Raw genomic sequence first — 23160 nt, forward strand, 5'->3', positions numbered from 1 at the left:
CACCCACCGGGCGCTGAGGCTTGCCGGACCGGCGGTCAGCGCGTCCCCGCAGGCCCGGTAGGCTGGCCACATGTCCGAACCGACCGGTGCCGCCCGCCGTCGCGGGCCCTTTCAGGTCGGGGACCAGGTCCAGCTCACCGATCCCAAGGGACGCCACTACACGTTCACGCTCGAGGCCGGGAAGAACTTCCACACCCACAAGGGTTCCTTCCCCCATGACGAGCTGATCGGCGCCCCCGAGGGAACCGTCGTGCGCACCACGGGAAACGTCGCGTACCTCGCGCTGCGCCCCCTGCTCCCCGACTATGTCCTGTCCATGCCACGCGGTGCCGCCGTGGTCTACCCCAAGGACGCGGGGCAGATCCTGGCGATGGCCGACATCTTCCCCGGCGCGCGCGTCGTCGAGGCGGGCGTCGGCTCGGGGTCGCTCAGCACCTTCCTGCTGCGCGCCATCGGCGACCAGGGCATGCTGCACTCCTACGAGCGCCGGGCCGACTTCGCCGAGATCGCCAAGCAGAACGTGGAGCGCTACTTCGGCTCCCCGCACCCCGCCTGGCAGCTCACCGTCGGCGACCTCCAGGACACCCTCTCCGACACCGACGTCGACCGCGTCATCCTGGACATGCTGGCCCCCTGGGAGTGCCTGGGGCCCGTCTCCAAGGCGCTCGTCCCCGGCGGCATCCTGTGCGCCTACGTCGCCACCACCACACAGCTGGCCCGCACCGTCGAGGCCATCCGCGAGCACGGCACCTTCAACGAGCCCGCGGCCTGGGAAACCATGGTCCGCACCTGGCACGTCGAGGGGCTCGCGGTGCGCCCCGACCATCGGATGATCGGGCACACCGGCTTCCTGCTCACCGCCCGCCGCCTCGCCGACGGCGTGGAGCCCCCGCTGCGCCGCCGCAGGCCCGCCAAGGGCGCCTACGGCGAGGACTACGCGGGCTGGGGCAGCGGCGGGTCGGCCGGGGGCGCGGAGACCCCCGCGAACGGCTCCGCCGACCGCGGCTGACCCGGACCCCCACCGGCGCCCCGCGCCAACACCTGTACGCGGCCACCGACTTCCCCTGGAATTCCGCAGGGGAGGCGGTGGCCGCGCCGTGTGAGATGTGGCACGATGCGGGGCACCCCCTGACGCCACCGCTCTCACAGGAGTCACGCCGCGTGCAGCCCCTGGGCCCGGACCTCCCGCACACCCACCCCCGGCCGGTGCACTGGCTCGCGACAGCGACCGCCCTCGCCGCCGTCGTCGCCGGGGCGGCGGTGCTCCAGCCCTCCGACGCCAAGGCCACGACCGACACCCCCACGACCGCGGCCGCACCGGGCGCGGGCACACCCGGCGCCCCGGGTGCCGAGGCCCCGGACCCCACCACCGCGGACTACCCGGTGGACTGCGGCCCGGAAACGGTGGACGTCACGGACCGCGCCTCGGGGGATCTCGACGGTGACGGCCGGCCCGAGACCGTGGCCGTGGTGCGCTGCCACTCCGCGACGGGCACCCCGCCCAGCGGCATGTATGTGCTGGCCCAGCCGGATGGCAAGGAGAAGGGCGAGGCGGGGCGGCCGAGGATCGTGGCCACCTTCCTCGACCCCAAGGAACGCATGAGCGTCACGGATTTCGCGCTGCGCGGAACCAAGGTTTCGGCCACTCTGCTCGGATACTCCTCGCAGCAGGTGCCGCGCTGCTGCCCGGACCTCCAGCGCAAGGTCAACTGGCAGTGGCAGGACGGCAAGTTCGTACTCAAGGCGCTGCCCGTCGCCGGCAGTGTCTGACCCGTCACACCACGTCCCGCGCCGGCCCGGCGCGCCGTCAGTCGGCGTCCGGGCCGTACACCTCGACCTGGTCGGATACCCGCCGTACATGGATGCAGTCGCCGGGACACTCCTTGGCGGAGTCCGCGACATCCTTGAGCAGGGGCAGCGGCACCCGTGTCGTGGCCCCCTTGTCCTGCAACAATTCGTCGTCGGCGCTCTTGACGTAAGCTAGACCGTCGATGTCGAGTTCGAAGATCTCGGGTGCGTACTGGGCACAGATGCCGTCCCCCGTGCACAGATCCTGATCGATCCAGACTTCAAGATCACCGAGCTCCTCGTTCCGCACCGTCACGATCTGCCGTCCCCTAATACATGTTTCAACATTGACTAAATAGCGCCAGCCTTGGCGGGTGTTGACCATCTCGACGATACAACCGGTCGCTTTCCGATGTTGTTGGGTGGGTATTCACCTGGCGTGAGGGAGTGCGCAAGGGTGAAGATCGGACACACGCCGACCGGGTTTGTGATCTAGGGGTTTCAACCCGCACCGGCCCAGGTAGGGTCAGGAAGCGTCCAGCTCCCCTTGGAGGAGGTGAGGACCGTGGCAGCCCACGACGACGACATCAACCGCGGCATCCGGCCGGGGCGGGGGTCTGATGACCCAGCCGGCCAGGTTGCCTATCTCGAGCAGGAAATCGCCGTCCTGCGACGTAAGCTCGCCGACTCTCCGCGGCACACGAGGATTCTCGAAGAGCGGATCGTCGAGTTGCAGACCAACCTGGCGGGCGTGTCCGCACAGAACGAGCGGCTCGCCAACACGCTCCGTGAGGCCCGCGACCAGATCGTGGCCCTCAAGGAGGAGGTCGACCGGCTCGCGCAGCCCCCGGCCGGCTTCGGAGTGTTTCTACAGGCCAACGAGGACGGCACGGCCGACATCTTCACCGGAGGCCGGAAACTCCGGGTGAACGTCAGCCCCAGCGTCGACCTCGAGGACCTCAGGCGCGGCCAGGAGGTCATGCTCAACGAGGCGCTCAACGTGGTCGAGGCCATGGAGTACGAGCGCGCCGGGGACATCGTCACCCTCAAGGAGGTCCTTGAGGACGGCGAGCGCGCCCTGGTCATCGGGCACACCGACGAGGAGCGCGTGGTGCGGCTCGCCGAGCCGCTGCTGGCCACCACCATCCGCCCCGGTGACGCCCTGCTGCTCGAGCCCCGCTCCGGCTACGTCTACGAGGTCGTCCCCAAGAGCGAGGTCGAAGAGCTCGTCCTCGAAGAGGTCCCGGACATCGACTACACCAAGATCGGCGGCCTGGGCAACCAGATCGAGCTGATCAGGGACGCGGTCGAGCTCCCGTACCTCTACCCCGACCTGTTCAAGGAGCACGAACTGCGGCCGCCCAAGGGTGTGCTGCTGTACGGCCCGCCCGGCTGCGGCAAGACCCTGATCGCCAAGGCCGTGGCCAACTCCCTTGCCAAGAAGGTCGCCGAGGTGACCGGCAAGCCCGCGGGGAAGAGCTTCTTCCTCAACATCAAGGGCCCCGAGCTGCTCAACAAGTACGTCGGCGAGACGGAGCGGCACATCCGGCTGGTCTTCCAGCGGGCGCGGGAGAAGGCCAGCGAGGGCACGCCGGTCATCGTCTTCTTCGACGAGATGGACTCCCTCTTCCGGACCCGCGGCTCCGGCGTCAGCTCGGACGTGGAGAACACCATCGTCCCCCAGCTGCTCTCCGAGATCGACGGTGTCGAGGGCCTGGAAAATGTGATCGTCATCGGCGCCTCCAACCGCGAGGACATGATCGACCCCGCGATCCTGCGCCCCGGCCGCCTGGACGTGAAGATCAAGATCGAGCGTCCGGACGCCGAGGCCGCCAAGGACATCTTCTCGAAGTACCTGACCCAGACCCTGCCCATCCACTCGGACGACCTCGCCGAGCACGGCGGCTCCCCGAAGGCGGCGGTCGGCGGCATGATCCAGTCGGTCGTCGAGCAGATGTACACCGAGTCCGAGGAGAACCGCTTCCTCGAGGTCACCTACGCCAACGGCGACAAGGAAGTCCTCTACTTCAAGGACTTCAACTCCGGCGCCATGATCCAGAACATCGTGGACCGGGCCAAGAAGATGGCCATCAAGGACTTCCTCGACCACAACCAGAAGGGCCTCCGCGTCTCCCACCTGCTCGCCGCCTGCGTGGACGAGTTCAAGGAGAACGAGGACCTGCCCAACACCACGAACCCCGACGACTGGGCCCGCATCTCCGGCAAGAAGGGCGAGCGGATCGTCTACATCCGCACCCTGGTCACCGGAAAGCAGGGCGCGGACACGGGACGCTCCATCGACACGGTGGCGAACACCGGTCAGTACCTGTAACACCGCTGTCCGGCTGCGGATGTCCTGGACGGGGCATCCGCAGCCGGATGCGCTTTTCGGACCGCGAATTCGGACGCGTATGACGGACCTGTCAGCACAGCGAGCGGGCACCTACGAGCCGGACCGGAGCAATGACTGAAATGATCGCCTCAGAGCCGCGTGGCGGTTCTAGGCTCTGCGGTACCGCGGCAGCGCGGTGCGGGGGATCGGGGGCCGCGCACGGACCGGAAGCACCGCGGTACTTGAGCGCCGACCCCGCCCAGGGGCGACGCCGGGCAAGGAGGGCCGCATGACCGTACGGCGAGTAATGGGGATCGAGACGGAGTACGGGATCTCCGTCCCGGGCCACCCGAACGCCAATGCCATGCTCACCTCATCCCAGGTCGTCAACGCGTACGCCGCGGCGATGCACCGGGCGCGCCGCGCCCGCTGGGACTTCGAGGAGGAGAACCCGCTGCGGGACGCCCGCGGCTTCGACCTCGCACGCGAGTCCGCCGACGCCAGCCAGCTCACGGACGAGGACATCGGCCTGGCCAACGTCATCCTCACCAACGGCGCGCGACTCTACGTCGACCACGCACACCCCGAGTACTCCGCCCCCGAGGTGACCAACCCCAGGGACGCGGTGCTCTGGGACAAGGCCGGCGAGCGCATCATGGCCGAGGCCGCCCTGCGCGCCGGCCAGCTGCCCGGAGCCCAGCCGATCCTCCTCTACAAGAACAACACCGACAACAAGGGCGCCTCCTACGGCACACACGAGAACTACCTGATGAAGCGGGAGACCGCCTTCTCGGACATCGTGCGCCACCTCACTCCCTTCTTCGTCTCCCGCCAGGTCGTCACCGGCGCCGGCCGCGTCGGCCTGGGCCAGGACGGCCACGAACACGGCTTCCAGATCAGTCAGCGGGCCGACTACTTCGAGGTCGAGGTGGGCCTCGAGACCACCCTCAAGCGCCCCATCATCAACACCCGCGACGAGCCGCACGCCGACGCCGAGAAATACCGGCGGCTGCACGTGATCATCGGCGACGCCAACCTCTCCGAGATCTCGACCTACCTCAAGCTCGGCACCACCTCCCTGGTGCTCTCGATGATCGAGGACGGCTTCATCGCCGTGGACCTCGCCGTGGACCAGCCCGTGCGCACCCTGCACCAGGTCTCCCACGACCCGACGCTGCGCCGCCTGGTCACACTGCGCAGCGGCCGCACACTCACCGCGGTCCAGCTCCAGATGGAGTACTTCGAGCTGGCCCGCAAGTACGTCGAGGACCGGTTCGGCGCGGACGCCGACGACCAGACCCGGGATGTGCTCACCCGCTGGGAGGACGTCCTGAACCGCCTGGAACGGGATCCGATGAGCCTGTCCGGCGAGCTGGACTGGGTCGCCAAGCGCGAGCTCATGGAGGGCTACCGGCGCCGTGACGGCCTGGAGTGGGACGCGGCCCGGCTGCACCTGGTGGACCTCCAGTACGCCGACGTGCGCGCCGAGAAGGGTCTGTACAACCGTCTGGTGGCCCGCGGCAAGATGAAGCGGCTGCTGGACGAGTCCGATGTGTCCCGGGCCCGCAGCAAGCCGCCGGAGGACACCAGGGCCTACTTCCGTGGCCGCTGTCTGGAGCAGTACGCCGACGACGTGGCCGCGGCCTCCTGGGACTCGGTGATCTTCGACCTGCCGGGCCGTGACTCCCTGCAACGGGTCCCCACCCTGGAGCCGCTGCGCGGCACCAGGAACCACGTCAAGGAACTGCTGGACCGCTGCCGCACGGCCGAAGACCTGGTCCGGGTGCTCTCGGGGGGCTGAAATGGGCCGCGGCCGGGAATCATCGTGGTGGCCTCGGAGCGTTGTAACAACTGCGAGGCCGATGTCGGACCCGGCTTGTAGGGTCTGATCTTGACCGATCCAATCAAGCTGGGGCGAAAAGAGCGGGGTGAGGGATATGGCGACAAAGGACACCGGCGGCGGACAGCAGAAGGCGTCGCGCACGACCGAGGAGGTCGAGGAGCAGGCGCAGGACGCGCAGGCGGCCGAAGACCTCAAGGAACGGCAAGAGAAGCTGAGCGACGACGTGGACGACGTTCTGGACGAAATCGACGACGTACTCGAGGCTAATGCCGAGGATTTCGTGCGCTCCTTCGTGCAAAAGGGTGGACAGTAAAGGCCATTTAGCTGCTTTTGCCTTCGGATCGAAGGTTGGGGGGAGTGGGAGTGGCTAGCGAGCCGAACACGAAGCAGTGCACGGAATGCAAGAGGGACCTGCCTGTAGCCGCATTCGCGCGAGACCGGAACCGGCGTGACGGCCTTCAGGTGCGGTGCCGGGAGTGCGTGGCGGAGTACAGCGCCGCGCACTACCGGCGCCGCCGGGAGGCCATGGGGAAGGCTGTACGCGAGAAGGTGGACGTACCGGCTGGGCAGAAGCTTTGCCGGACGTGTGGTGAGATCAAGCCTCACAGTGAGTGGCATCGCAATGCCACTGCGTCTGACGGCCTGTCGACACGCTGCAAAGCATGCCGGGCGGTCCAGGGGCGGCAAGATCATCTGAAGCGTGAGTACGGCATGACCGAAGCGGAACGTGACAAGTTGGTCGCCTCCCAAGGAGGCGTCTGCTGTATATGCCTTGCAGCTCCGCCCGCACATGTGGATCACTGCCATGAGAAGGGTAGGGTCCGTGGCGTACTGTGCTTCAGTTGCAATGCGGCACTGGGGCAGTTCAAGGATCGGCCCGACGTGATAAGGCGGGCCGCGACATACTTGGAAGGAAACGCGTGGAAGCCAATTCTCGTAGCACCGGGCGTCTACCAGCTGCCTTCCTGACGCCTGGGTCGGCCTCGTTCATGGACTTTCTCGGCGCCCACTCGCCGGAGCTGCTCCCGGGGAACCGTCCGCTCCCCCCGGTGCAGGGCGCGATCGAGGCCCCCCACGGCACGACGATCGTCGCGGCCACCTTCCCAGGCGGGGTGGTGCTCGCCGGCGACCGCCGCGCGACGATGGGCAACCTCATCTCCCAGCGCGACGTCGAGAAGGTCTTCCCCGCCGACGAGTACTCGGCCGTCGGCATCGCGGGCACGCTCGGCTTCGCCGTGGAGATGGTGAAGCTCTTCCAGCTGGAGCTGGAGCACTTCGAGAAGGTCGAAGGCACCATCCTCTCCCTGGAGGGCAAGGCAAACCGGCTGTCGACCATGATCCGCGGCAATCTCGGCATGGCCATGCAGGGCCTGGCCGTCGTCCCCGTCTTCGCGGGCTGGGACGTCGACCGCGAGAAGGGCCGCATCTTCTCCTACGACGTGACCGGCGGGCGCTCCGAGGAGTTCGGCTTCGCCGCCACCGGTTCCGGCTCGCTGTTCGCCCGTGGCGCTCTCAAGAAGCTGTACCGCGAGGACCTGACCGAAGCCCAGACGGCCACCGCCGTCGTCCAGGCGCTGTACGACGCCGCCGACGAGGACTCCGCGACCGGCGGCCCCGACCTCGCCCGGCGCATCTACCCCATCATCACGGTGATCACCGAGGACGGCTTCAAGAGGCTCACCGAGGCGGAGGTGTCCGAGATCGCCCGTACCATCCACGAGCGGCGGCTCGAGGAGCCGGACGGCCCGCGGGCCTCGCTGCTCTGAGGGACGGTCGACCCGGAATGCATTCGCCAATGACAGAAAAGGACGGATAGCCGGTGACAACGCCGTTCTATGTATCGCCCCAGCAGGCCATGGCCGACCGCGCCGAGTACGCCCGCAAGGGCATCGCGCGCGGCCGCAGCGTGGTCGTGCTCCAGTACGCCGACGGCATCCTGTTCGTCGCGGAGAACCCGTCCCGCGCGCTGCACAAGGTCAGTGAGATCTACGACCGGATCGCCTTCGCGGCGGTCGGCAAGTACAACGAGTTCGAGAATCTGCGCATCGGCGGTGTCCGCTACGCCGACCTGCGCGGTTACACCTACGACCGCGGCGATGTGACCGCCCGCGGCCTTGCCAATGTCTATGCCCAGACCCTCGGCACCATCTTCTCCAGCGCCGCGGAGAAGCCCTATGAGGTGGAGCTGATCGTCGCCGAGGTCGGGGACGGCCCCGAGGACGACCAGATCTACCGGCTGCCGCATGACGGTTCCATCGTCGACGAGCACGGCTCGGTCGCGGTGGGCGGTAACGCCGACCAGATCAGCAGCTATCTCGACCAGCGCCACCAGGACGGCATGACCCTGGCCGAGGCGCTCAAGCTGGCCGTCGAGTCCCTGGCCCGGGACAGCAACGGCGGCGAGCGCAGCCTCACCGCCGAGCAGCTCGAGGTCGCGGTGCTGGACCGGACGCGGCCCCAGCAGCGGAAGTTCAAGCGGGTGCTGGGCGGTCAGCTGACCCGCCTCCTGGAGGCGGAGAGCGCTGCCGCAGAGTCGGATTCGGAGTCGGAGTCCGAGTCCCCGGCCGAGGACACCTCCGAGACCGAGGACTGACCCCACCACCTCACAACGCGCGGCGCGCCCCGGCTCAGGCCGGGGCGCGCCGCGCGTTGTGTCTCCGCGCCCGCTACGCGGGAGGGCATCCGTCGCCGGACGGGGCCTGGCGCGGTGGCGGGCCGCTGGACCCCCGAGGGACGAGTTCGACCGGCAGTGTCGTGTCGCTGTGCGCCGTCTCGCCGTCCAGCACCGCCATCAGTGCCCGCATCCCGGCCGCGCCGACCGCCTCGGCGGGCAGTCGTACCGTGGTCAGTTCCGGGTCGACCGCTGTGGCCAGTGCCAGGTCGTCGAAGCCGGTGACGGAGACGTCGTCCGGTACTCGCAGCCCGAGCCGCCGGGCGGCCTTGCAGGCGCCCGCCGCCAGGATGTCGTCGTCGCACACGAGGGCCGTGGGGCGGGGGCCGGGCCGGGTGAGTGCCCGTTCGGCCGCGCGGTGTCCCTCGTCGACCGTCAGCGGGGCCGTCTCGGTGTGCACTGTGGCGCCCGGGACGGCGCCCACCGTGGCTGCCAGGGCCCGCGCGCGGACCCGGAAGGTCCAGGTGTCCACGCCGGCCGCCACATGGGCGATGCGGCGGTGTCCAAGGCCCAGGAGGTGTTCCGCGGTCTGGCGCATCCCGTCGGCGATGTCGAGGTTGACGGTGGCCGCGGCGACTTTGTCGTCGGGTGCGCTGTCGAGCATCACCAGCGGTAGCCCGCCGCCGCGCACCGCGGCCAGCGCGTCGGCCGCCATTGAGGAGGCGATCACGCCGTCGAGTGAGGCGCGGGCGGAGTCGAAGGGGTCGCGTGCCGGGCCGACGCCTTCCGGTGACGGGTAGAGCACCACGCCGAAGCCGCCTTCGGCGGCCACGCGTGTCGCGCCGGTGTACACGCGGGCGAAGAATTCCGTGGTCAGTGCGGGGACGACGAGCAGCGCGGTCCTGGTCCGGCCGAGGCGGAGGCTGCGCGCCGCGAGGTTCGGGCGGTATCCGAGTTCGCGCGCGGCGGTGCGTACGGCTTCCACGGTGCGCGGTGAGACTCTCCCCGTCCACTTGTCGCCCAGGACCAGCGACACGGTCGCCTGCGACACGCCGGCGTGGCGTGCCACGTCCCGGCTGGTCGCTCGCGCCCCCGGTCCGCCGGGTGCGCGCGCTCCCGGCGTGCGGTCTCCTTGCACGCTCGCCACTTCGCCCTCCCCTCGTCGTGGTCGTCTCGGTCGCCCACCGCGAGGTGGACCCGGGTCGCCAGCCATGATACGTATAACGGCGGACGTTATACGTAAAACTTCACCCGGACGCGCCCGGGGGAGAACAGGAATCGAAGGGGCGGACCATGGCGGCTGGCTACGGGGATCTGCTGCGCACGAAGCACGCGGCCCGGCTTCTCGTCGGCACGCTCGTCGGCCGGCTGCCGAATGCCACCGCCGCCCTCGCCGTCGTGCTCTTCACCCGCGCCGAGGGCGGCAGCTACGCCCTGGCGGGCGGGCTCTCCGCCGTCTACGGCGTGGGCAACGCCCTGGGCCAGCCGCTGCTCGGCCGGGCCGTGGACCGCTACGGACAGCCGCGGGTGATGCTGCCCGCGGCCGTGCTCTCCGCGCTCGCCATGGCCGTGTTCGCCGTGGTCGGGCTCGACCCGCTGCCCGTCGCGTACGCCGCGATGCTCGCCGCGGGTCTGTTCACTCCGCCCCTGGAGGGCGGGCTGCGGGCGCTGTGGCCCGGGGTGCTCGGCCGGGAGGACCGGGTGCACGCGGCGTACGCCCTGGACGCGGTCGCGCAGGAGGTGATCTTCTCCGTCGGTCCGCTGCTGGTGACCGCCCTGGTCGCTTTCTGGTCGGAGGCGGCGGCGCTGCTGGTCATCAACGCCATCGGGGTCGGGGGCGCGCTGTCGGTCGTGCTCTCGCCGCCCTCCCGGCGCTGGCGCTCGGCCCCGCGCGAGGCGCACTGGCTGGGCGCGCTGCGCTCGCGGGGGCTGCTGGTGCTCCTCGGCACCTTCTTCTTCGTGGGTGTCGCCCTCGGTTCGATCGGCGTGGCGGCCGTCGGGTACGCGGACGAGCACGGCGGCGGCATGGTGTCCAGCTATCTGCTCTCGGCGCTCGGGGTCGGCGCGCTGGTCGGCGGCCTGGCGTACGGCGCCCGGCCCTGGGCCGGCCCGCCGGAGCGGCGGCTGCGGGTCCTGGTAGCCGCTCTGGCGCTCGGCTACCTGCCGCTGGTCCTGGTGCCCGGGGTGGTGGCGATGACGGCGCTGGCGGGCCTGTCAGGCGTCTTCCTGGCTCCCGCGCTCGCCTGTGTGTTCGTGGTCGTCGACCGGCACGCCCCGCGAGGCACCGTCACCGAGGCGTTCTCCTGGCTGGTGACCACGTTCGTGGTCGGCAACGCCGCGGGAACGGCCGCCGCGGGGCCCGTGATGGAGCTCGGCGGGGTCGCGGCGGCCTTCGCCGTGCCGGGTGCGGCCGGGCTGGTGGCCCTGGCCGTGCTGCTGGCCACGGCGCGCTTCCTCACCGGCGCGCAGGACGGGACACCGGGCGGCCCGGATGAATCTCGGGCGGAAAATGATCGCAACCGTGCCGTCGAACCCGGTTTCAGAGCAGGCCATCAGGCGTAATGTTCAGGCATGGACCGCCGCATTTTCGGGCTGGAGAACGAGTACGGCGTCACGTGCACATTCAGGGGACAGCGCCGGTTGTCTCCTGACGAAGTGGCGCGCTACCTCTTCCGCCGTGTCGTCTCCTGGGGCCGCAGCAGCAATGTCTTCCTGCGCAACGGCGCCCGCCTCTATCTCGACGTGGGTTCGCACCCGGAATACGCAACTCCCGAGTGCGACAACGTGACCGAGCTGGTCACCCACGACAAGGCAGGCGAGCGCATTCTCGAAGGTCTGCTCGTGGACGCCGAGCGCCGCCTGCACGAGGAGGGAATCGCAGGCGACGTCTATCTCTTCAAGAACAACACCGACTCCGCCGGGAACTCGTACGGCTGCCACGAGAACTATCTGGTGGCCCGGCATGGTGAGTTCTCCCGTCTCGCCGACATTCTCATCCCGTTCCTGGTGACCCGGCAGCTGCTGTGCGGGGCGGGCAAGGTGCTACAGACGCCGCGTGGCGCGGTCTACTGCGTCAGCCAGCGTGCCGAGCACATCTGGGAGGGCGTCAGCTCCGCGACCACGCGCTCCCGGCCGATCATCAACACCCGTGACGAGCCGCACGCCGACGCCGAGCGTTACCGCCGGTTGCATGTCATCGTGGGCGACTCCAACATGTCCGAGACGACCATGCTGCTCAAGGTCGGCGCCACCGACCTGGTGCTGCGCATGATCGAGGCGGGCACCGTGATGCGTGATCTGACGCTGGAGAACCCCATCCGGGCCATCCGCGAGGTCAGCCATGACATCACCGGGCAGCGCAAGGTGCGCCTGGCCAGCGGGCGTGAGGCGTCGGCCCTCGAGGTGCAGCAGGAGTACTACGAAAAGGCGCTCGACTTCTGCGAGCGGCGGGGCATCCGCACCGGTACCGTCGAGCGGGTCCTGGAGCTGTGGGGCCGCACGCTGGAGGCGATCCGCACCGAAGAGCTGGACCGGATCGACACCGAGATCGACTGGGTGATGAAATACCGGCTGATCGAGCGGTACCGCGCCAAGAACAACATCACCATGTCGCATCCGCGGATCGCCCAGATAGACCTCGCCTACCACGACATCCACCGCCGCCGGGGGCTGTACTACCTTCTGGAGAAGCGTGGTCAGGCGGCCCGGGTGTGCAACGACTTGAAGATTTTCGAAGGCAAGTCGGTGCCCCCGCAGACGACCCGCGCGCGGCTGCGCGGCGACTTCATCCGCCGTGCCCAGGAACAGCGCCGCGACTTCACCGTCGACTGGGTGCACCTCAAACTCAATGATCAGGCGCAGCGCACGGTGCTGTGCAAGGACCCGTTCCGCTCGGTGGACGATCGGGTGGAGAAGCTCATCGCCGGAATGTGACCGCGGCGCCCGGACGGCCCATGTCCGGCGCGGGGCCCCGTACGTTTCGCGTACGGGGCCCGCGGCACGTCGTAGAGTGGCGCGCGTTGCCCCCCGCAGGCTCTACCGACGAGGACTTCCGTGCGCCGACGCTCCGTACTTCTTGCCGTGCCCGCAGGCCTGCTCACCGCCGCGGGCTGCGGCAGTGAGAAAGCAGGATCCGAGAAGTCCTCCAAGACCTCGCCCTCGCCGGAGGCCGGCAGCCCTTCGGCGGAGCCGACCGGCAAGATGGTGAGCGGGCCGGTGCCGGCCATCACCGGTGGCACGAAGTTCGGCCAGAAGCCGGAGGTCGCCAAGGGCGCGGGGCAGCCGTCCTCGTCGTTGGCGGTCAAGACGGTCATCAAGGGCGACGGGGCCAAGGTGGTCAAGGGTGACTACCTCCAGGTGGACTATCTCGGTCAGATCTGGAACACCGCGAAGGTCTTCGACAACTCCTACGACCGGGGGAAGCCGGCCGTCTTCCAGATCGGCGTCGGCCAGGTCATCCCGGGCTGGGACCAGGGGCTGGTGGACAAGAAGGTCGGCAGCCGGGTGGAGCTGGCCATTCCGCCGGCCCTGGGATACGGCAAGCAGGGCCAGCCGCAGGCGGGGATCAAGGGCACCGACACCATGGTGTTCGTCGTCGACATCGTGAACGCCTTCAACGGCAAGAGCTCGGCCAAGGGCCGCGTGGTGGCGCAGGCCAACGCCGACCTGCCCAAGGTGGGCACCGAGACCGACGGCAAGGCGCCCACCATCGAGGTCCCGAAGAAGGCCGCGCCGAAGAAGCTCGTCTCGGCCTATGTCATCGAGGGCGACGGGCCGAAGGTGAAGGCCACCGACACGGTGCTCGTCCAGTACAAGGGCGTGCTGTGGGAGGGCGGCAAGGAGTTCGACTCCACGTACAAGAAGGGCCAGCTGGCGCAGTTCTCGCTTCAGCAGGTCGTCCAGGGCTGGGCGGAGGGGCTGACCGGCAAGAAGGCCGGCAGCCGTGTGCTGATCGTCATCCCGCCGGACCTCGGCTACGGAAAGAAGGCCCAGCAGGGCATCCCCGCCAACTCCACGCTGGTCTTCTCGGTCGACATCCTGGCGGTTCTGTAAGACTGGGCAGGTTGCCCACCACGTAAGAGGAGCAATTTCGTGAGCATCGACAAGCCCGAGGTCGACTTCCCGGGCGGCGAGCCGCCGAAGGACCTGGAGATCAAGGACATCTGGGAGGGCGATGGTCCCGTCGCCAAGGCCGGAGCCACCGTCAAGGTCCACTACGTCGGCGTCGCCTTCAGCACCGGCGAGGAGTTCGACGCGAGCTGGAACCGCGGCACCCCGCTGGAGTTCCAGCTCGGGGCCGGCCAGGTCATTTCCGGCTGGGACCAGGGACTCCAGGGCATGAAGGTCGGCGGCCGCCGCCAGCTGACCATTCCGCCGCACCGGGCCTACGGGGACCGCGGCGCCGGCGGCGGCAAGATCAAGCCGGGTGAGACGCTGATCTTCGTGTGCGACCTGGTCGCTGTCTGAGGTCTGTCTCGTCGACGGCCGGAGGGTGAGCCTCCGGGTCGTGGCCGAAGCGCCCGTCGAGGGCCCCTGCCGCCCGGCAGGGGCCCTCGGCTTTTGTCCCGCGTCCCTGTAGCGGTACGGTCACGGTCGTAAGGTCACGAGGAAAGGGCGTCGATGGCGATTGCCAAGGCTGAGCGGCTGATGAACCTGGCGCTGTGCCTGCTGGGGACCCGGCGCCCGTTGACCAAGCGTGAACTGCGGGAGTCCATAGAGGCATACATCGAGGCTTCCGCGGCTTCGGCGACTTCGGGTTCCGCGTCGGCGGCCGGCGCGGGCTCCGGCTCCGGCGGCAGCGACGATGCCTTCAACCGCATGTTCGAGCGGGACAAGGACGATCTGCGCGAGCTGGGCCTGGTCATCGAGACCGTGGAGAGCGTCGACGGCGAGATCGGATACCTGGCCCGCCGCGACAGCAACCGCCTCCCCCCGATCACCCTGGACGCCGAGGAGGCCGCGGCCCTCGGTCTGGCCGCGAAGGTCTGGCAGCAGGCCCGGCTCGCGGGCGCCGCCAGCGGCGCGCTCCAGAAGCTGCGCGCCGCCGGGATGCCGCTGGCCGAGGATCCGTACGACACGCAGCCGGTCGGCGCCCTGGAGCCGCGGATCCCGGTGCACGAGGCGGCCTTCGAGCCTCTGATGGTCGCCTGCCGCGACCGCCGCCCCGTGCTGTTCGACTACCGCAAGGCGAACGCCGCCCAGCCCGGGCAGCGCCAGGTCGAGCCGTGGGCCCTGGAGTGCTGGCGCGGCCACTGGTATCTGGCCGGGTGGGACCGTGAGCGGGCGGCCGAGCGCGTCTTCCGGCTCTCCAGGATCACCGGCAAGGTGCGTCTGAGGGCCGGCGCCTACACCGTCGAGGTGCCCGATCACGTCACCGTGCGCGAGACGGTGGAGCGCTGGTCGGGGGAGACCGCCACCGGCACCGCCCGGATCAGACTGCGCTCCGGCCACGGCTACCCGCTGCGGGCCAGGGCGCTGGGGACCAGCCCGCTGGGCGACGGCTGGGACGAGCTGGAGATCCCGTACGGACACGGGCTCGACGCCTGGCTGGTGGAGTTCGGCCCGGACGTGGTCGTGCTGGCGCCCGATGAGCTGCGGGCCGATGTCGTCGAGCGGCTGCGCGCCGTCGCCAAGGGCTGAGGGGGCCGCAACGCATGGCCGGAAACGCCATTGACCAGACCCGCCGGATGCTGTCGCTGGTGACGTATCTGCGCGAGCGCCCCGGCGCCCGTGTGGCCGATGTCGCCCGCGCCTTCGGTATCAGCGAGGACGAGCTGATCTCGGACCTGGATGTGCTGCCGCTGTGCGGCACCAGCTTCCGCGGCGGCGACCTGCTGGACATCGACACCGACGGCGAGTGCATCTGGTGGCACAACCCCGACGATGTCGCCGAGCCGCTGCGGCTCGCCGCCGACGAGGCCACCGCGCTGCTGGTCGCCGCCCGCGCCGTCGCCACCCTTCCCGGGCTGCGCGAGGGCGACCGGGACGCGCTGCTGCGCGCCACCGCCAAGCTGGAGGCCGCGGCCGGCGAGGCGGCCGGCGCCAGCTCCCGGCTGTCGGTCACCTTCGAGTCGGAGGGCGGGGTGTTCGCCGACGTCGACCGCGCCATCGCCGAGCGCCGGCGCCTGTGGCTGCGCTACTACTCGCCCGCGCGGGACGAGCTCACCGAGCGCGAGGTGGACCCGATCCGGCTGTTCGCCGTCGGCCACACCTATATGGAGGCGTGGTGCCGGCTCTCCGAGGCGCGGCGCACGTTCCGTCTCGACCGGGTCGCGGAGATCAAGCTGCTCGACGCGCCCGCCGACCCGCCGCCGATCGAGCTGCGCGATCTGTCGGACCTGTCGGCCGGGCTGGTGCAGACCGGTGCCGAGGACCCCGAGGTGGTCGTCGAGGTCGGCCCCGGTGGGCGCTGGGTCGCCGAGTACTACCCGCACGACAGTGCGGAGGAGCTGCCCGACGGCGGCCTCAGGATCACGCTGCGCACCCCCGACCCCGGCTCGCTGCGCCGCCTGGCGCTGCGGCTCGGCAGGGACGGCAGGATCGTCTCGCCGCAGGGGCTGGCGGACAGCGCGCGGGACGCGGCGCAGCGGGCGCTCGCGGCCTATGGTGAGTGAAGGGACACGCACAGTGACCGCTGGGGGGAATCCCACCTCGGTGATCTTCAAGGCAGCCTGTCCGGACTGCCGCGGCCGATTCGAACTGGCGGCCACCGCCCTGCGGCTGGCGATCGGGGGGAGTGACCGCACCACGTTCTACTCCTTCACCTGCCCCGACTGCGGGTCGGCGGTGCGCAAACCGGCGGGGGAGCGGATCGTGGAGCTGCTCACCGGCGGCGGGGTGAGAACCCTGCGGCTGCACTCCAAGGTCTGAGCCCGCAGGGCTTGGGCGCGCCCCGACGGGTGGAGCTCGAAGCCGAGCGGTGAGGATCAGCGGCCCGGGCCCCCGATAGGCTCTGGCTCATGCTCTGGCCGATGCTCGCCCTCGCTCTCGCCTTCACCGGGATCGCCGTTCTCGCCGTGCTCGCCGTACGGGTCTTCGTCGAAGTGCGCAGGCTGGCGCGGCAGGTGGGGGAGAGTTCGCGGCAGATCACCCGGGCCGCCGAGGACCTGGAGCGGGCCACGGCCCCGCTCGGCGGCCAGGTGGACGCGCTGCGCCGGGGGCCCGACACCGGACTTTCGTCGGACCCGGCGGGCGACTGAAGCCAGAGACTGACGGACAGGTCGGCGGGGTAGGCTGCTTGGCGCAGTCGTGACGGCGGCGGTGTGGTCGCAATAGGGAGTATGCACGGGGATTGCCCAGGGTTTACCCCAGCGGGTTACGATCGCTGCCAGCACTAGCACGCCAGTCCGATACCCAAACGGCAGGCATGAAAGTTACGCCGCCCCGGCGAGAAGGTAGTCGCACATGCTCGGCAATCTCAGGCCCACCGAGATCATTCTCATTCTCGTTGTCATCCTGCTGCTCTTCGGTGCCAAGAAGCTTCCGGACATGGCTCGGTCCCTCGGCAAGTCGGCCCGCATCCTCAAGAGCGAGGCCAAGGCCATGAAGAAGGACGACGAAGCGGCGAAGACCACCGAGGCCGCCGCCCAGGCGGCGCCCGCCGACCCGGCCGCGCCGCAGCCCGCGCCGCGGACCATCCAGGCGGCTCCCGGCGATGTGACCAGCTCCCGCCCGGTCACCGAGCCGAACCGCACCGCCCAGGGCTGACGGAGCCGACGCAAGCCGAGAGTGCCGCCGTGGCTCGCTGAGCCGACGACGGCCTTCGCACGAGACGAGGACGTGGGTTGCTCAAGTCTGCCCGCAAACAGCAGAGGGATCCCGAGGGGCGGATGCCGCTCGCGGAGCATCTGCGAGAGCTGCGCAACCGACTGCTGAAAGCGGTCGTCGCGATCATCGTGGTCACGGTCGTCGCGCTGATCTACTACAAGCAGATCGCGGAGTTCCTGACCGGACCGGTGATCGACAGCGTCGGCTGCAAGAAGGGCGAGGGCATCGGCGGCGGGCATGCCGAGCCCTGTGCGCAGATCACCGCCAACGGCCTTCTCGCCCCCTTCACGATCATGCTGAAGGTGGGCCTGATGACGGGCGTCGTCGTCTCCAGCCCGATCTGGCTCTATCAGCTCTGGGCGTTCCTCGCGCCCGGCCTGCACAACCACGAGAAGAAGTACGCGCTCGGCTTCGTGGCCGCCGGTGTGCCGCTGTTCCTGGCCGGCGCCTGGCTCGCGTACGCCGTGCTGCCGACCACCGCCGGGGCGCTGGTCGGCCTCACCCCCTCGGACTGGGACAACCTGTTCCCCGCGGACGAGTTCTTCGACATCGTCACGCGCATGGTGATCGTCTTCGGCCTCGCCTTCGAACTCCCGCTCCTGCTGGTGCTGCTGAACTTCGGCGGGGTGATCACTGGTCGGCGGATGCTGGGCTGGTGGCGGGGCATGGTCGTCGGCATCACCGTCTTCGCCGCGGTCGCCACCCCCACCGGCGACCCGCTGACCATGTCGCTGCTCGCGGCGCCCATCGTGGTGCTGTACTTCGGCGCCACCGGCATCTGCCTCTTCAACGACCGCCGGCGCCGGCGCGGCAACCCGGACGCGGGGCTCGACGACGACGAGGCCTCCGACCTCGATCTGACTCCCGCGCCGGTCGGCGATGTCGAGCCGGTGTCCCGCCCCGACGACCCGGAGGACCCGGGCCCGACCCGGCGGAACGGCTACGACGACATCACCTGACCCGAGTCGTCCGGGCCGGTGACCTGAACCGGCCCGGCCGATAGGGTCCGCGCGTGACCTGCGACATCACCCTCTTCGTCAACCCGACGGCGGGCCGTGGGCGCGGCGCCCGCGCCGCCCGGCCCGCGGCCCGGGCCCTGCGGGACGCCGGATTCGGCGTCCGGACCGTGGTGGGCGCCGACGCCGCAGGCGCCCTGGGGCGGGCCCGTGAGGCGGTGGCCGGCGGCACCGGGGCGCTGGTGGCCGTCGGGGGCGACGGCATGGTCTCGCTCGCCCTCCAGGCGGTCGCCGGGACCGGCACCCCGCTCGGGGTGATCGCCGTCGGTGGCGGCGACGACTTCGCCCGGGCCAACGGGCTGCCGATACACGACCCGGTGGCCGCGGCCCACTCCATCGCCGCCGCGCTCAAGGGCGACGGCGGCCGCGCGGTCGACCTCGGGCGGGTGGGAGACGTCTGGTTCGGCACCGTCCTCGCCTCCGGGTTCGACTCCCGGGTCAACGAGCGCGGCAACCGGATGCGCCGGCCGAGCGGCCGGCTCCGCTACGACCTGGCCATGCTCGCCGAGCTGGCGGCCCTGCGGCCCGTCCGCTACCGGATGAGCCTGGACGGCGGGCCGGAGCGGGAGGTCGAGGCCACCTTGATAGCCGTCGGCAACGCCGCCTCGTACGGCGGTGGCATGCGGATCTGCGCGGACGCGGTCCTCGACGACGGGCTCTTCGACATCACGGTCGTCGGCCCGTGCAGCCGCACCACGCTGCTGACGGTCTTCCCCCGCGTCTACCGGGGCACCCACCTCGGCCACCGGGTGGTCACCAGCCACCGGGCCGCCTCGGTGTCCCTGGCCGCCGAGGGCCTGACCGCGTACGCGGACGGGGAGCGGCTGGGACCGCTGCCGCTCACCGCCGCCACCGTGCCCGGCGCCCTGCGCCTGCTGGGAGCGCCGGGGCGGCCCGCGGGCCCCTGATCCCGGCCGCGTCCCCCCGCTCCGTCCCGAGGGGCGAGAAAGATCGCGTGCGTTGTCGGAGGTGGCCGGTAGTCTCGTACGTACGATGACCGACGAGCTGACTCCCGCCGAGCGCTACACCGCGGCCCGTCTGCGGGCGGCCGAGGAGGCCACCGCGCTGGCCCCCTTCCGCGAGATGTACGACTTCGAACTGGACCCGTTCCAGATCGAGGCGTGCAAGGCCCTGGAGACCGGAAAGGGCGTGCTGGTCGCCGCCCCCACCGGCTCGGGCAAGACCATCGTGGGCGAGTTCGCCGTCCACCTGGCACTCACCCAGGGCCGTAAGTGTTTCTACACCACGCCCATCAAGGCGCTGTCGAACCAGAAGTACACCGACCTCGTGAAGCGCTACGGCGCCGACCGGGTCGGTCTGCTCACCGGTGACAACAGCATCAACTCCGACGCCCCGGTGGTCGTGATGACCACCGAGGTGCTGCGCAACATGCTGTACGCGGGCTCCCAGTCGCTGCTGGGGCTCGGCTATGTGGTGATGGACGAAGTCCACTACCTCTCCGACCGGTTCCGCGGCGCCGTCTGGGAAGAGGTCATCATCCACCTCCCCGACTCGGTGACGCTGGTGTCCCTGTCCGCGACCGTCTCCAACGCGGAGGAGTTCGGCGACTGGCTCGACACCGTCCGCGGCGACACCGAGGTGATCGTCTCCGAGCACCGCCCCGTCCCGCTGTGGCAGCACGTGCTGGCCGGGCGGCGGATGTACGACCTCTTCGAGGAGAAGAGCACACCGGGGGACGGCCAGAGCGGCCGCCGGGAGGTCAACCCCGACCTGGTCCGGGTGGCCCGCATGGAGAGCACTCGGCCGAGCTTCGGCCGCGACAAGCGCCGCGGCCGGAACAACATGCGCGAGGCCGACCGCGAGCGCGAGCGCCGTCAGCGCAGCCGGATCTGGACCCCCGGCAGGCCCGAGGTCATCGAGCGGCTCGACGCCGAGGGGCTGCTGCCCGCGATCACCTTCATCTTCAGCCGGGCCGGCTGCGAGGCGGCCGTACAGCAGTGCCTGTACGCCGGGTTGCGGCTCAACGACGAGGCGGCGCGCGCCCGGGTGCGCTCCCTGGTCGAGGAGCGCACGGTCGGCATTCCCGACGAAGACCTGCATGTGCTGGGCTACTTCGAGTGGCTGGAGGGCCTGGAGCGGGGCATCGCCGCCCACCACGCCGGAATGCTGCCGACGTTCAAGGAGGTGGTGGAGGAGCTGTTCGTCCGCGGGCTGGTCAAGGCGGTGTTCGCCACCGAGACCCTGGCGCTCGGCATCAACATGCCCGCGCGTTCCGTGGTGTTGGAGAAGCTCGTCAAGTGGAACGGCGAGCAGCACGCCGACATCACCCCCGGCGAGTACACCCAGCTGACCGGCCGGGCCGGCCGGCGCGGCATCGATGTCGAGGGCCACGCCGTGGTGCTGTGGCAGCGCGCGATGGACCCGGGCGCCCTCGCCGGCCTGGCCGGCACGCGCACGTACCCGCTGCGCTCGTCCTTCAGGCCCTCGTACAACATGGCGGTCAATCTGGTCTCGCAGTTCGGGCGGCACCGCTCCCGCGAGCTGCTCGAGACCTCCTTCGCGCAGTTCCAGGCCGACAAGGCGGTCGTCGGCATCTCCCGGCAGGTGCAGCGCAACGAGGAGGGCCTGCGCGGCTACCGCGCCTCCATGACCTGCCACCTCGGCGACTTCGACGAGTACGCGCTGCTGCGCCGCGATTTGAAGGACCGCGAGACCGAGCTGGCCCGGCAGGGTGTGGCGCAGCGGCGCGCGGCCGCGGCGGAGGTGCTGGAGAAGCTCCGTCCCGGCGATGTCATCCACGTCCCGACCGGGAAGTACGCCGGGCTCGCGCTGGTGCTCGACCCCGGGCTGCCGGCCGGGCGTACGGGCGGCCACCGCGGCCTGGAGTACCACGACGGGCCGCGCCCGCTCGTGCTCACGGCCGAGCGCCAGGTCAAGCGGCTGGCCGCGATCGACTTCCCGGTGCCGGTGGAGCCGCTGGAGCGGATGCGGATCCCCAAGTCCTTCAATCCGCGCAGCCCGCAGTCCCGCCGGGACCTGGCGTCCGCGCTGCGCAGCAAGGCGGGCCACCACGATGTGCACCGCCATCGCAAGCAGCGCTCGGCCGCGGCGGACGACATCGAGATCGCCCGGCTGCGCGCCGCCATCCGGGCCCACGCCTGCCACGGCTGCGACGAGCGCGAGGACCACGCCCGCTGGGCCGAGCGGTACCACCGGCTGCTGCGCGACACCCGCCAGTTGGAGCGGCGCATCGAGGGGCGTACGAACACCATCGCGCGCACCTTCGACCGGATCTGCGCCCTGCTGACCGAGCTGGGCTATCTCAGCGGCGAGGAGGTCACCGACGACGGCAAGCGGCTCGCCCGGCTCTACGGGGAGCTGGACCTGCTCGCCAGCGAGTGTCTGCGCGACGGCGTCTGGGAGGGGCTGAAGCCCGAGGAGCTCGCGGCCTGCGCCTCGGCGCTGGTCTACGAGGCGCGGGCGGCGGACGACGCGCTGCCGCCCAAGCTGCCCGCGGGCCGGGCCAAGGAGGCGCTGGGCGAGATGGTCCGGATCTGGGGCCGGCTGGACGCCCTGGAGGACGACCACAAGATCAAGCAGGCGGAGGGGGTCGGCCAGCGCGAGCCCGACCTGGGCTTCGCCTGGGCCGCGTACCGCTGGGCCTCCGGACACGGGCTGGACGAGTTGCTGCGCGAGATCGAGATGCCGGCGGGCGACTTCGTGCGCTGGTGCAAGCAGGTGATCGATGTGCTGGGCCAGATCGCCGTGGCCGCCCCGCCGGACGGCACGGTGGCGCGCAGCGCCCGCCGGGCGGTCGACGGGCTGTTGCGCGGCGTGGTGGCGTACTCCTCGGTGGGCTGACCCCACCGCGCGGCGTTCACCGCGGGCCGCGGCTTCTTCACGGGCCGGGTCCGGCCGGGGCGAGTTCCCGACCGGACCCGGCCCGTTCCATATGCCGCTTCCCGATGTCCGCTTCCCGCTGTCCGTGCGTGGCCGTGGAGTCGGCGCAATCGCGATACATCGCGGTTGACGCCTCTGCTGAGTCGCGATATGTTCGGCGACGGATATACGGGGGCGAGGTGATGACGGTGACGGCGAAGCGGCGCAAGCTGAGCAACCCCTTGGCGCTCGCGGTGATGGCGCTCCTGAGTGAGCGGCCGATGCACCCGTACGAGATCGCGCAGGTGCTCCGGCGACGGGGCAAGGAACACAGCATCAAGATCAACTACGGCTCGCTCTACACCGTCGTCCAGAACCTGGAGAAGCACGGCTTCGTCGAGGTCGCCGGCACCCAGCGGCAGGGGCTCCGCCCCGAGCGCACGGTGTACGGACTGACCGAGGACGGCCGCCGCGAACTGCACGAGTGGCTGGCGGAGCTGGTGTCCGTCCCCGCCCGGGAGTACCCCGCCTTCTCGGCCGCGCTCTCGCTGATCCTGGTGCTGCCCATCGACGAGGCCGATCAGCTGCTGCGGCAGCGGGCCGAGACGCTGGAGGCCCGGGCCGAGGCCCTTGACGGCTCGATCGATGCGCTGAAAAAGGACCTGCCGAGGGTGTTCCTGCTGGAGACGGAGTACGAACTGCACATGATCCGCGCCGAGATGGAGTGGGTCCGGTCGCTGCGCGCGGAGCTCGCGGCGGGCAGCCTCACCGGAGCGGCCGCATGGCGGACGCTGAGCCGGACCGGCGAGATGCCGGCGGAATGGGCCGAGATAGAGGAGAGAGTCAACCCGGAGAAGTGAAACCGGAGCAGTGAAGAAGGCCCCGGCGCGCGCTGCGCCAACAGCGCACGCCAGGGCCCTGACCCCGGACCGGACCTGCGGCGATGGCAGGCCAGGCGATCGAG

23 protein-coding genes are annotated in these 23160 nt (G+C 70.4%); 21 read left to right on the top strand and 2 right to left on the bottom strand.

The features are described from left to right. The first annotated feature begins 70 nt into the window (after positions 1-70). Positions 71-1009 (top strand): tRNA (adenine-N1)-methyltransferase, encoded by a 939-nt coding sequence (locus ABTY62_RS34625; RefSeq protein ID WP_352133373.1) that lies wholly within the window; start codon positions 71-73, stop codon positions 1007-1009. Between the two features lie 152 nt (positions 1010-1161). Further along, a complete protein-coding gene (locus tag ABTY62_RS34630; protein ID WP_352133374.1) occupies positions 1162-1770 on the top strand; it encodes a hypothetical protein in 609 nt (202 codons plus the stop codon). A gap of 37 nt (positions 1771-1807) precedes the next feature. On the opposite strand, the gene ABTY62_RS34635 is transcribed toward ABTY62_RS34630, so the two are convergent. Continuing rightward, complete coding sequence (locus tag ABTY62_RS34635) at positions 1808-2098, bottom strand: ferredoxin (protein WP_311725344.1); 291 nt, start codon at positions 2096-2098, stop codon at positions 1808-1810. Between the two features lie 255 nt (positions 2099-2353). Here ABTY62_RS34635 and arc point away from each other — a divergent pair, with 255 nt between their 5' ends. The 6 genes from arc (at position 2354) to prcA (ending at position 8556) form a co-directional block, all read left to right on the top strand. Continuing rightward, a complete protein-coding gene (arc, locus tag ABTY62_RS34640) occupies positions 2354-4120 on the top strand; it encodes a proteasome ATPase (RefSeq protein WP_352133375.1) in 1767 nt (588 codons plus the stop codon). 289 nt (positions 4121-4409) lie between these two features. After that, positions 4410-5921, top strand: a complete 1512-nt coding sequence (dop, locus tag ABTY62_RS34645; protein WP_352133376.1) for a depupylase/deamidase Dop — start codon at positions 4410-4412, stop codon at positions 5919-5921. A gap of 136 nt (positions 5922-6057) precedes the next feature. Next, positions 6058-6276 carry a ubiquitin-like protein Pup gene (locus tag ABTY62_RS34650; RefSeq protein ID WP_352133377.1) on the top strand — a complete coding sequence of 73 codons (219 nt, stop codon included), beginning with the start codon at positions 6058-6060 and terminating at the stop codon, positions 6274-6276. A gap of 50 nt (positions 6277-6326) precedes the next feature. After that, positions 6327-6932: an endonuclease VII domain-containing protein gene (locus tag ABTY62_RS34655; RefSeq protein WP_352133378.1), complete on the top strand. Its 606-nt coding sequence runs from the start codon at positions 6327-6329 to the stop codon at positions 6930-6932. Beyond that, positions 6884-7729, top strand: coding sequence for a proteasome subunit beta (gene prcB, locus ABTY62_RS34660; RefSeq protein ID WP_352133379.1), 846 nt, complete (start codon positions 6884-6886; stop codon positions 7727-7729). The genes ABTY62_RS34655 and prcB overlap by 49 nt, the downstream gene beginning before the upstream one ends. Before the next feature lie 53 nt (positions 7730-7782). Next, complete coding sequence (gene prcA / locus ABTY62_RS34665) at positions 7783-8556, top strand: proteasome subunit alpha (protein WP_352133380.1); 774 nt, start codon at positions 7783-7785, stop codon at positions 8554-8556. 73 nt (positions 8557-8629) lie between these two features. Here prcA and ABTY62_RS34670 read toward each other — a convergent pair whose 3' ends face one another. Then, on the bottom strand, positions 8630-9643 hold the full coding sequence (locus ABTY62_RS34670) for a LacI family DNA-binding transcriptional regulator (RefSeq protein WP_352133381.1): 1014 nt from the start codon (positions 9641-9643) through the stop codon (positions 8630-8632). A 224-nt stretch (positions 9644-9867) separates the two neighbouring features. Between ABTY62_RS34670 and ABTY62_RS34675 the strand changes: the two genes are divergently transcribed. The 13 genes from ABTY62_RS34675 (at position 9868) to ABTY62_RS34735 (ending at position 23056) form a co-directional block, all read left to right on the top strand. After that, positions 9868-11136, top strand: coding sequence for an MFS transporter (locus tag ABTY62_RS34675; protein WP_352133382.1), 1269 nt, complete (start codon positions 9868-9870; stop codon positions 11134-11136). Between the two features lie 9 nt (positions 11137-11145). Further along, positions 11146-12507, top strand: a complete 1362-nt coding sequence (pafA, locus tag ABTY62_RS34680; protein ID WP_311725302.1) for a Pup--protein ligase — start codon at positions 11146-11148, stop codon at positions 12505-12507. 120 nt (positions 12508-12627) lie between these two features. After that, positions 12628-13626: an FKBP-type peptidyl-prolyl cis-trans isomerase gene (locus tag ABTY62_RS34685; protein WP_352133383.1), complete on the top strand. Its 999-nt coding sequence runs from the start codon at positions 12628-12630 to the stop codon at positions 13624-13626. 39 nt (positions 13627-13665) lie between these two features. Next, complete coding sequence (locus ABTY62_RS34690; protein WP_311725304.1) at positions 13666-14040, top strand: FKBP-type peptidyl-prolyl cis-trans isomerase; 375 nt, start codon at positions 13666-13668, stop codon at positions 14038-14040. 153 nt (positions 14041-14193) lie between these two features. Then, positions 14194-15213: a helix-turn-helix transcriptional regulator gene (locus ABTY62_RS34695; RefSeq protein WP_352133384.1), complete on the top strand. Its 1020-nt coding sequence runs from the start codon at positions 14194-14196 to the stop codon at positions 15211-15213. Positions 15214-15227: 14 nt separating this feature from the next. Next, entirely contained in the window at positions 15228-16187 is a 960-nt protein-coding gene (locus ABTY62_RS34700) for a helix-turn-helix transcriptional regulator (protein WP_311725307.1), read from the top strand. Then, the gene (locus ABTY62_RS34705; protein WP_311725308.1) at positions 16177-16443 is read left to right on the top strand and encodes a hypothetical protein; all 267 of its coding nucleotides are present in this window, start codon (positions 16177-16179) and stop codon (positions 16441-16443) included. Before ABTY62_RS34700 ends, ABTY62_RS34705 begins: the two co-directional genes overlap by 11 nt. A gap of 89 nt (positions 16444-16532) precedes the next feature. After that, positions 16533-16772, top strand: coding sequence for a hypothetical protein (locus ABTY62_RS34710; protein WP_352133385.1), 240 nt, complete (start codon positions 16533-16535; stop codon positions 16770-16772). Between the two features lie 205 nt (positions 16773-16977). Then, positions 16978-17280 (top strand): Sec-independent protein translocase subunit TatA, encoded by a 303-nt coding sequence (tatA, locus tag ABTY62_RS34715; RefSeq protein WP_352133386.1) that lies wholly within the window; start codon positions 16978-16980, stop codon positions 17278-17280. A 77-nt stretch (positions 17281-17357) separates the two neighbouring features. Further along, entirely contained in the window at positions 17358-18299 is a 942-nt protein-coding gene (gene tatC / locus ABTY62_RS34720; RefSeq protein WP_352133387.1) for a twin-arginine translocase subunit TatC, read from the top strand. A 53-nt stretch (positions 18300-18352) separates the two neighbouring features. Next, positions 18353-19264: a diacylglycerol kinase gene (locus ABTY62_RS34725; RefSeq protein WP_352133388.1), complete on the top strand. Its 912-nt coding sequence runs from the start codon at positions 18353-18355 to the stop codon at positions 19262-19264. 85 nt (positions 19265-19349) lie between these two features. Further along, positions 19350-22178 carry a DEAD/DEAH box helicase gene (locus tag ABTY62_RS34730; protein ID WP_352133389.1) on the top strand — a complete coding sequence of 943 codons (2829 nt, stop codon included), beginning with the start codon at positions 19350-19352 and terminating at the stop codon, positions 22176-22178. A gap of 221 nt (positions 22179-22399) precedes the next feature. Then, positions 22400-23056, top strand: coding sequence for a PadR family transcriptional regulator (locus ABTY62_RS34735; protein WP_352133390.1), 657 nt, complete (start codon positions 22400-22402; stop codon positions 23054-23056). The last annotated feature ends 104 nt before the right edge of the window (positions 23057-23160 follow it).

It is taken from the genome of Streptomyces sp. NPDC097640, assembly GCF_040302705.1.
Classification (GTDB): Bacteria; Actinomycetota; Actinomycetes; order Streptomycetales; family Streptomycetaceae; genus Streptomyces.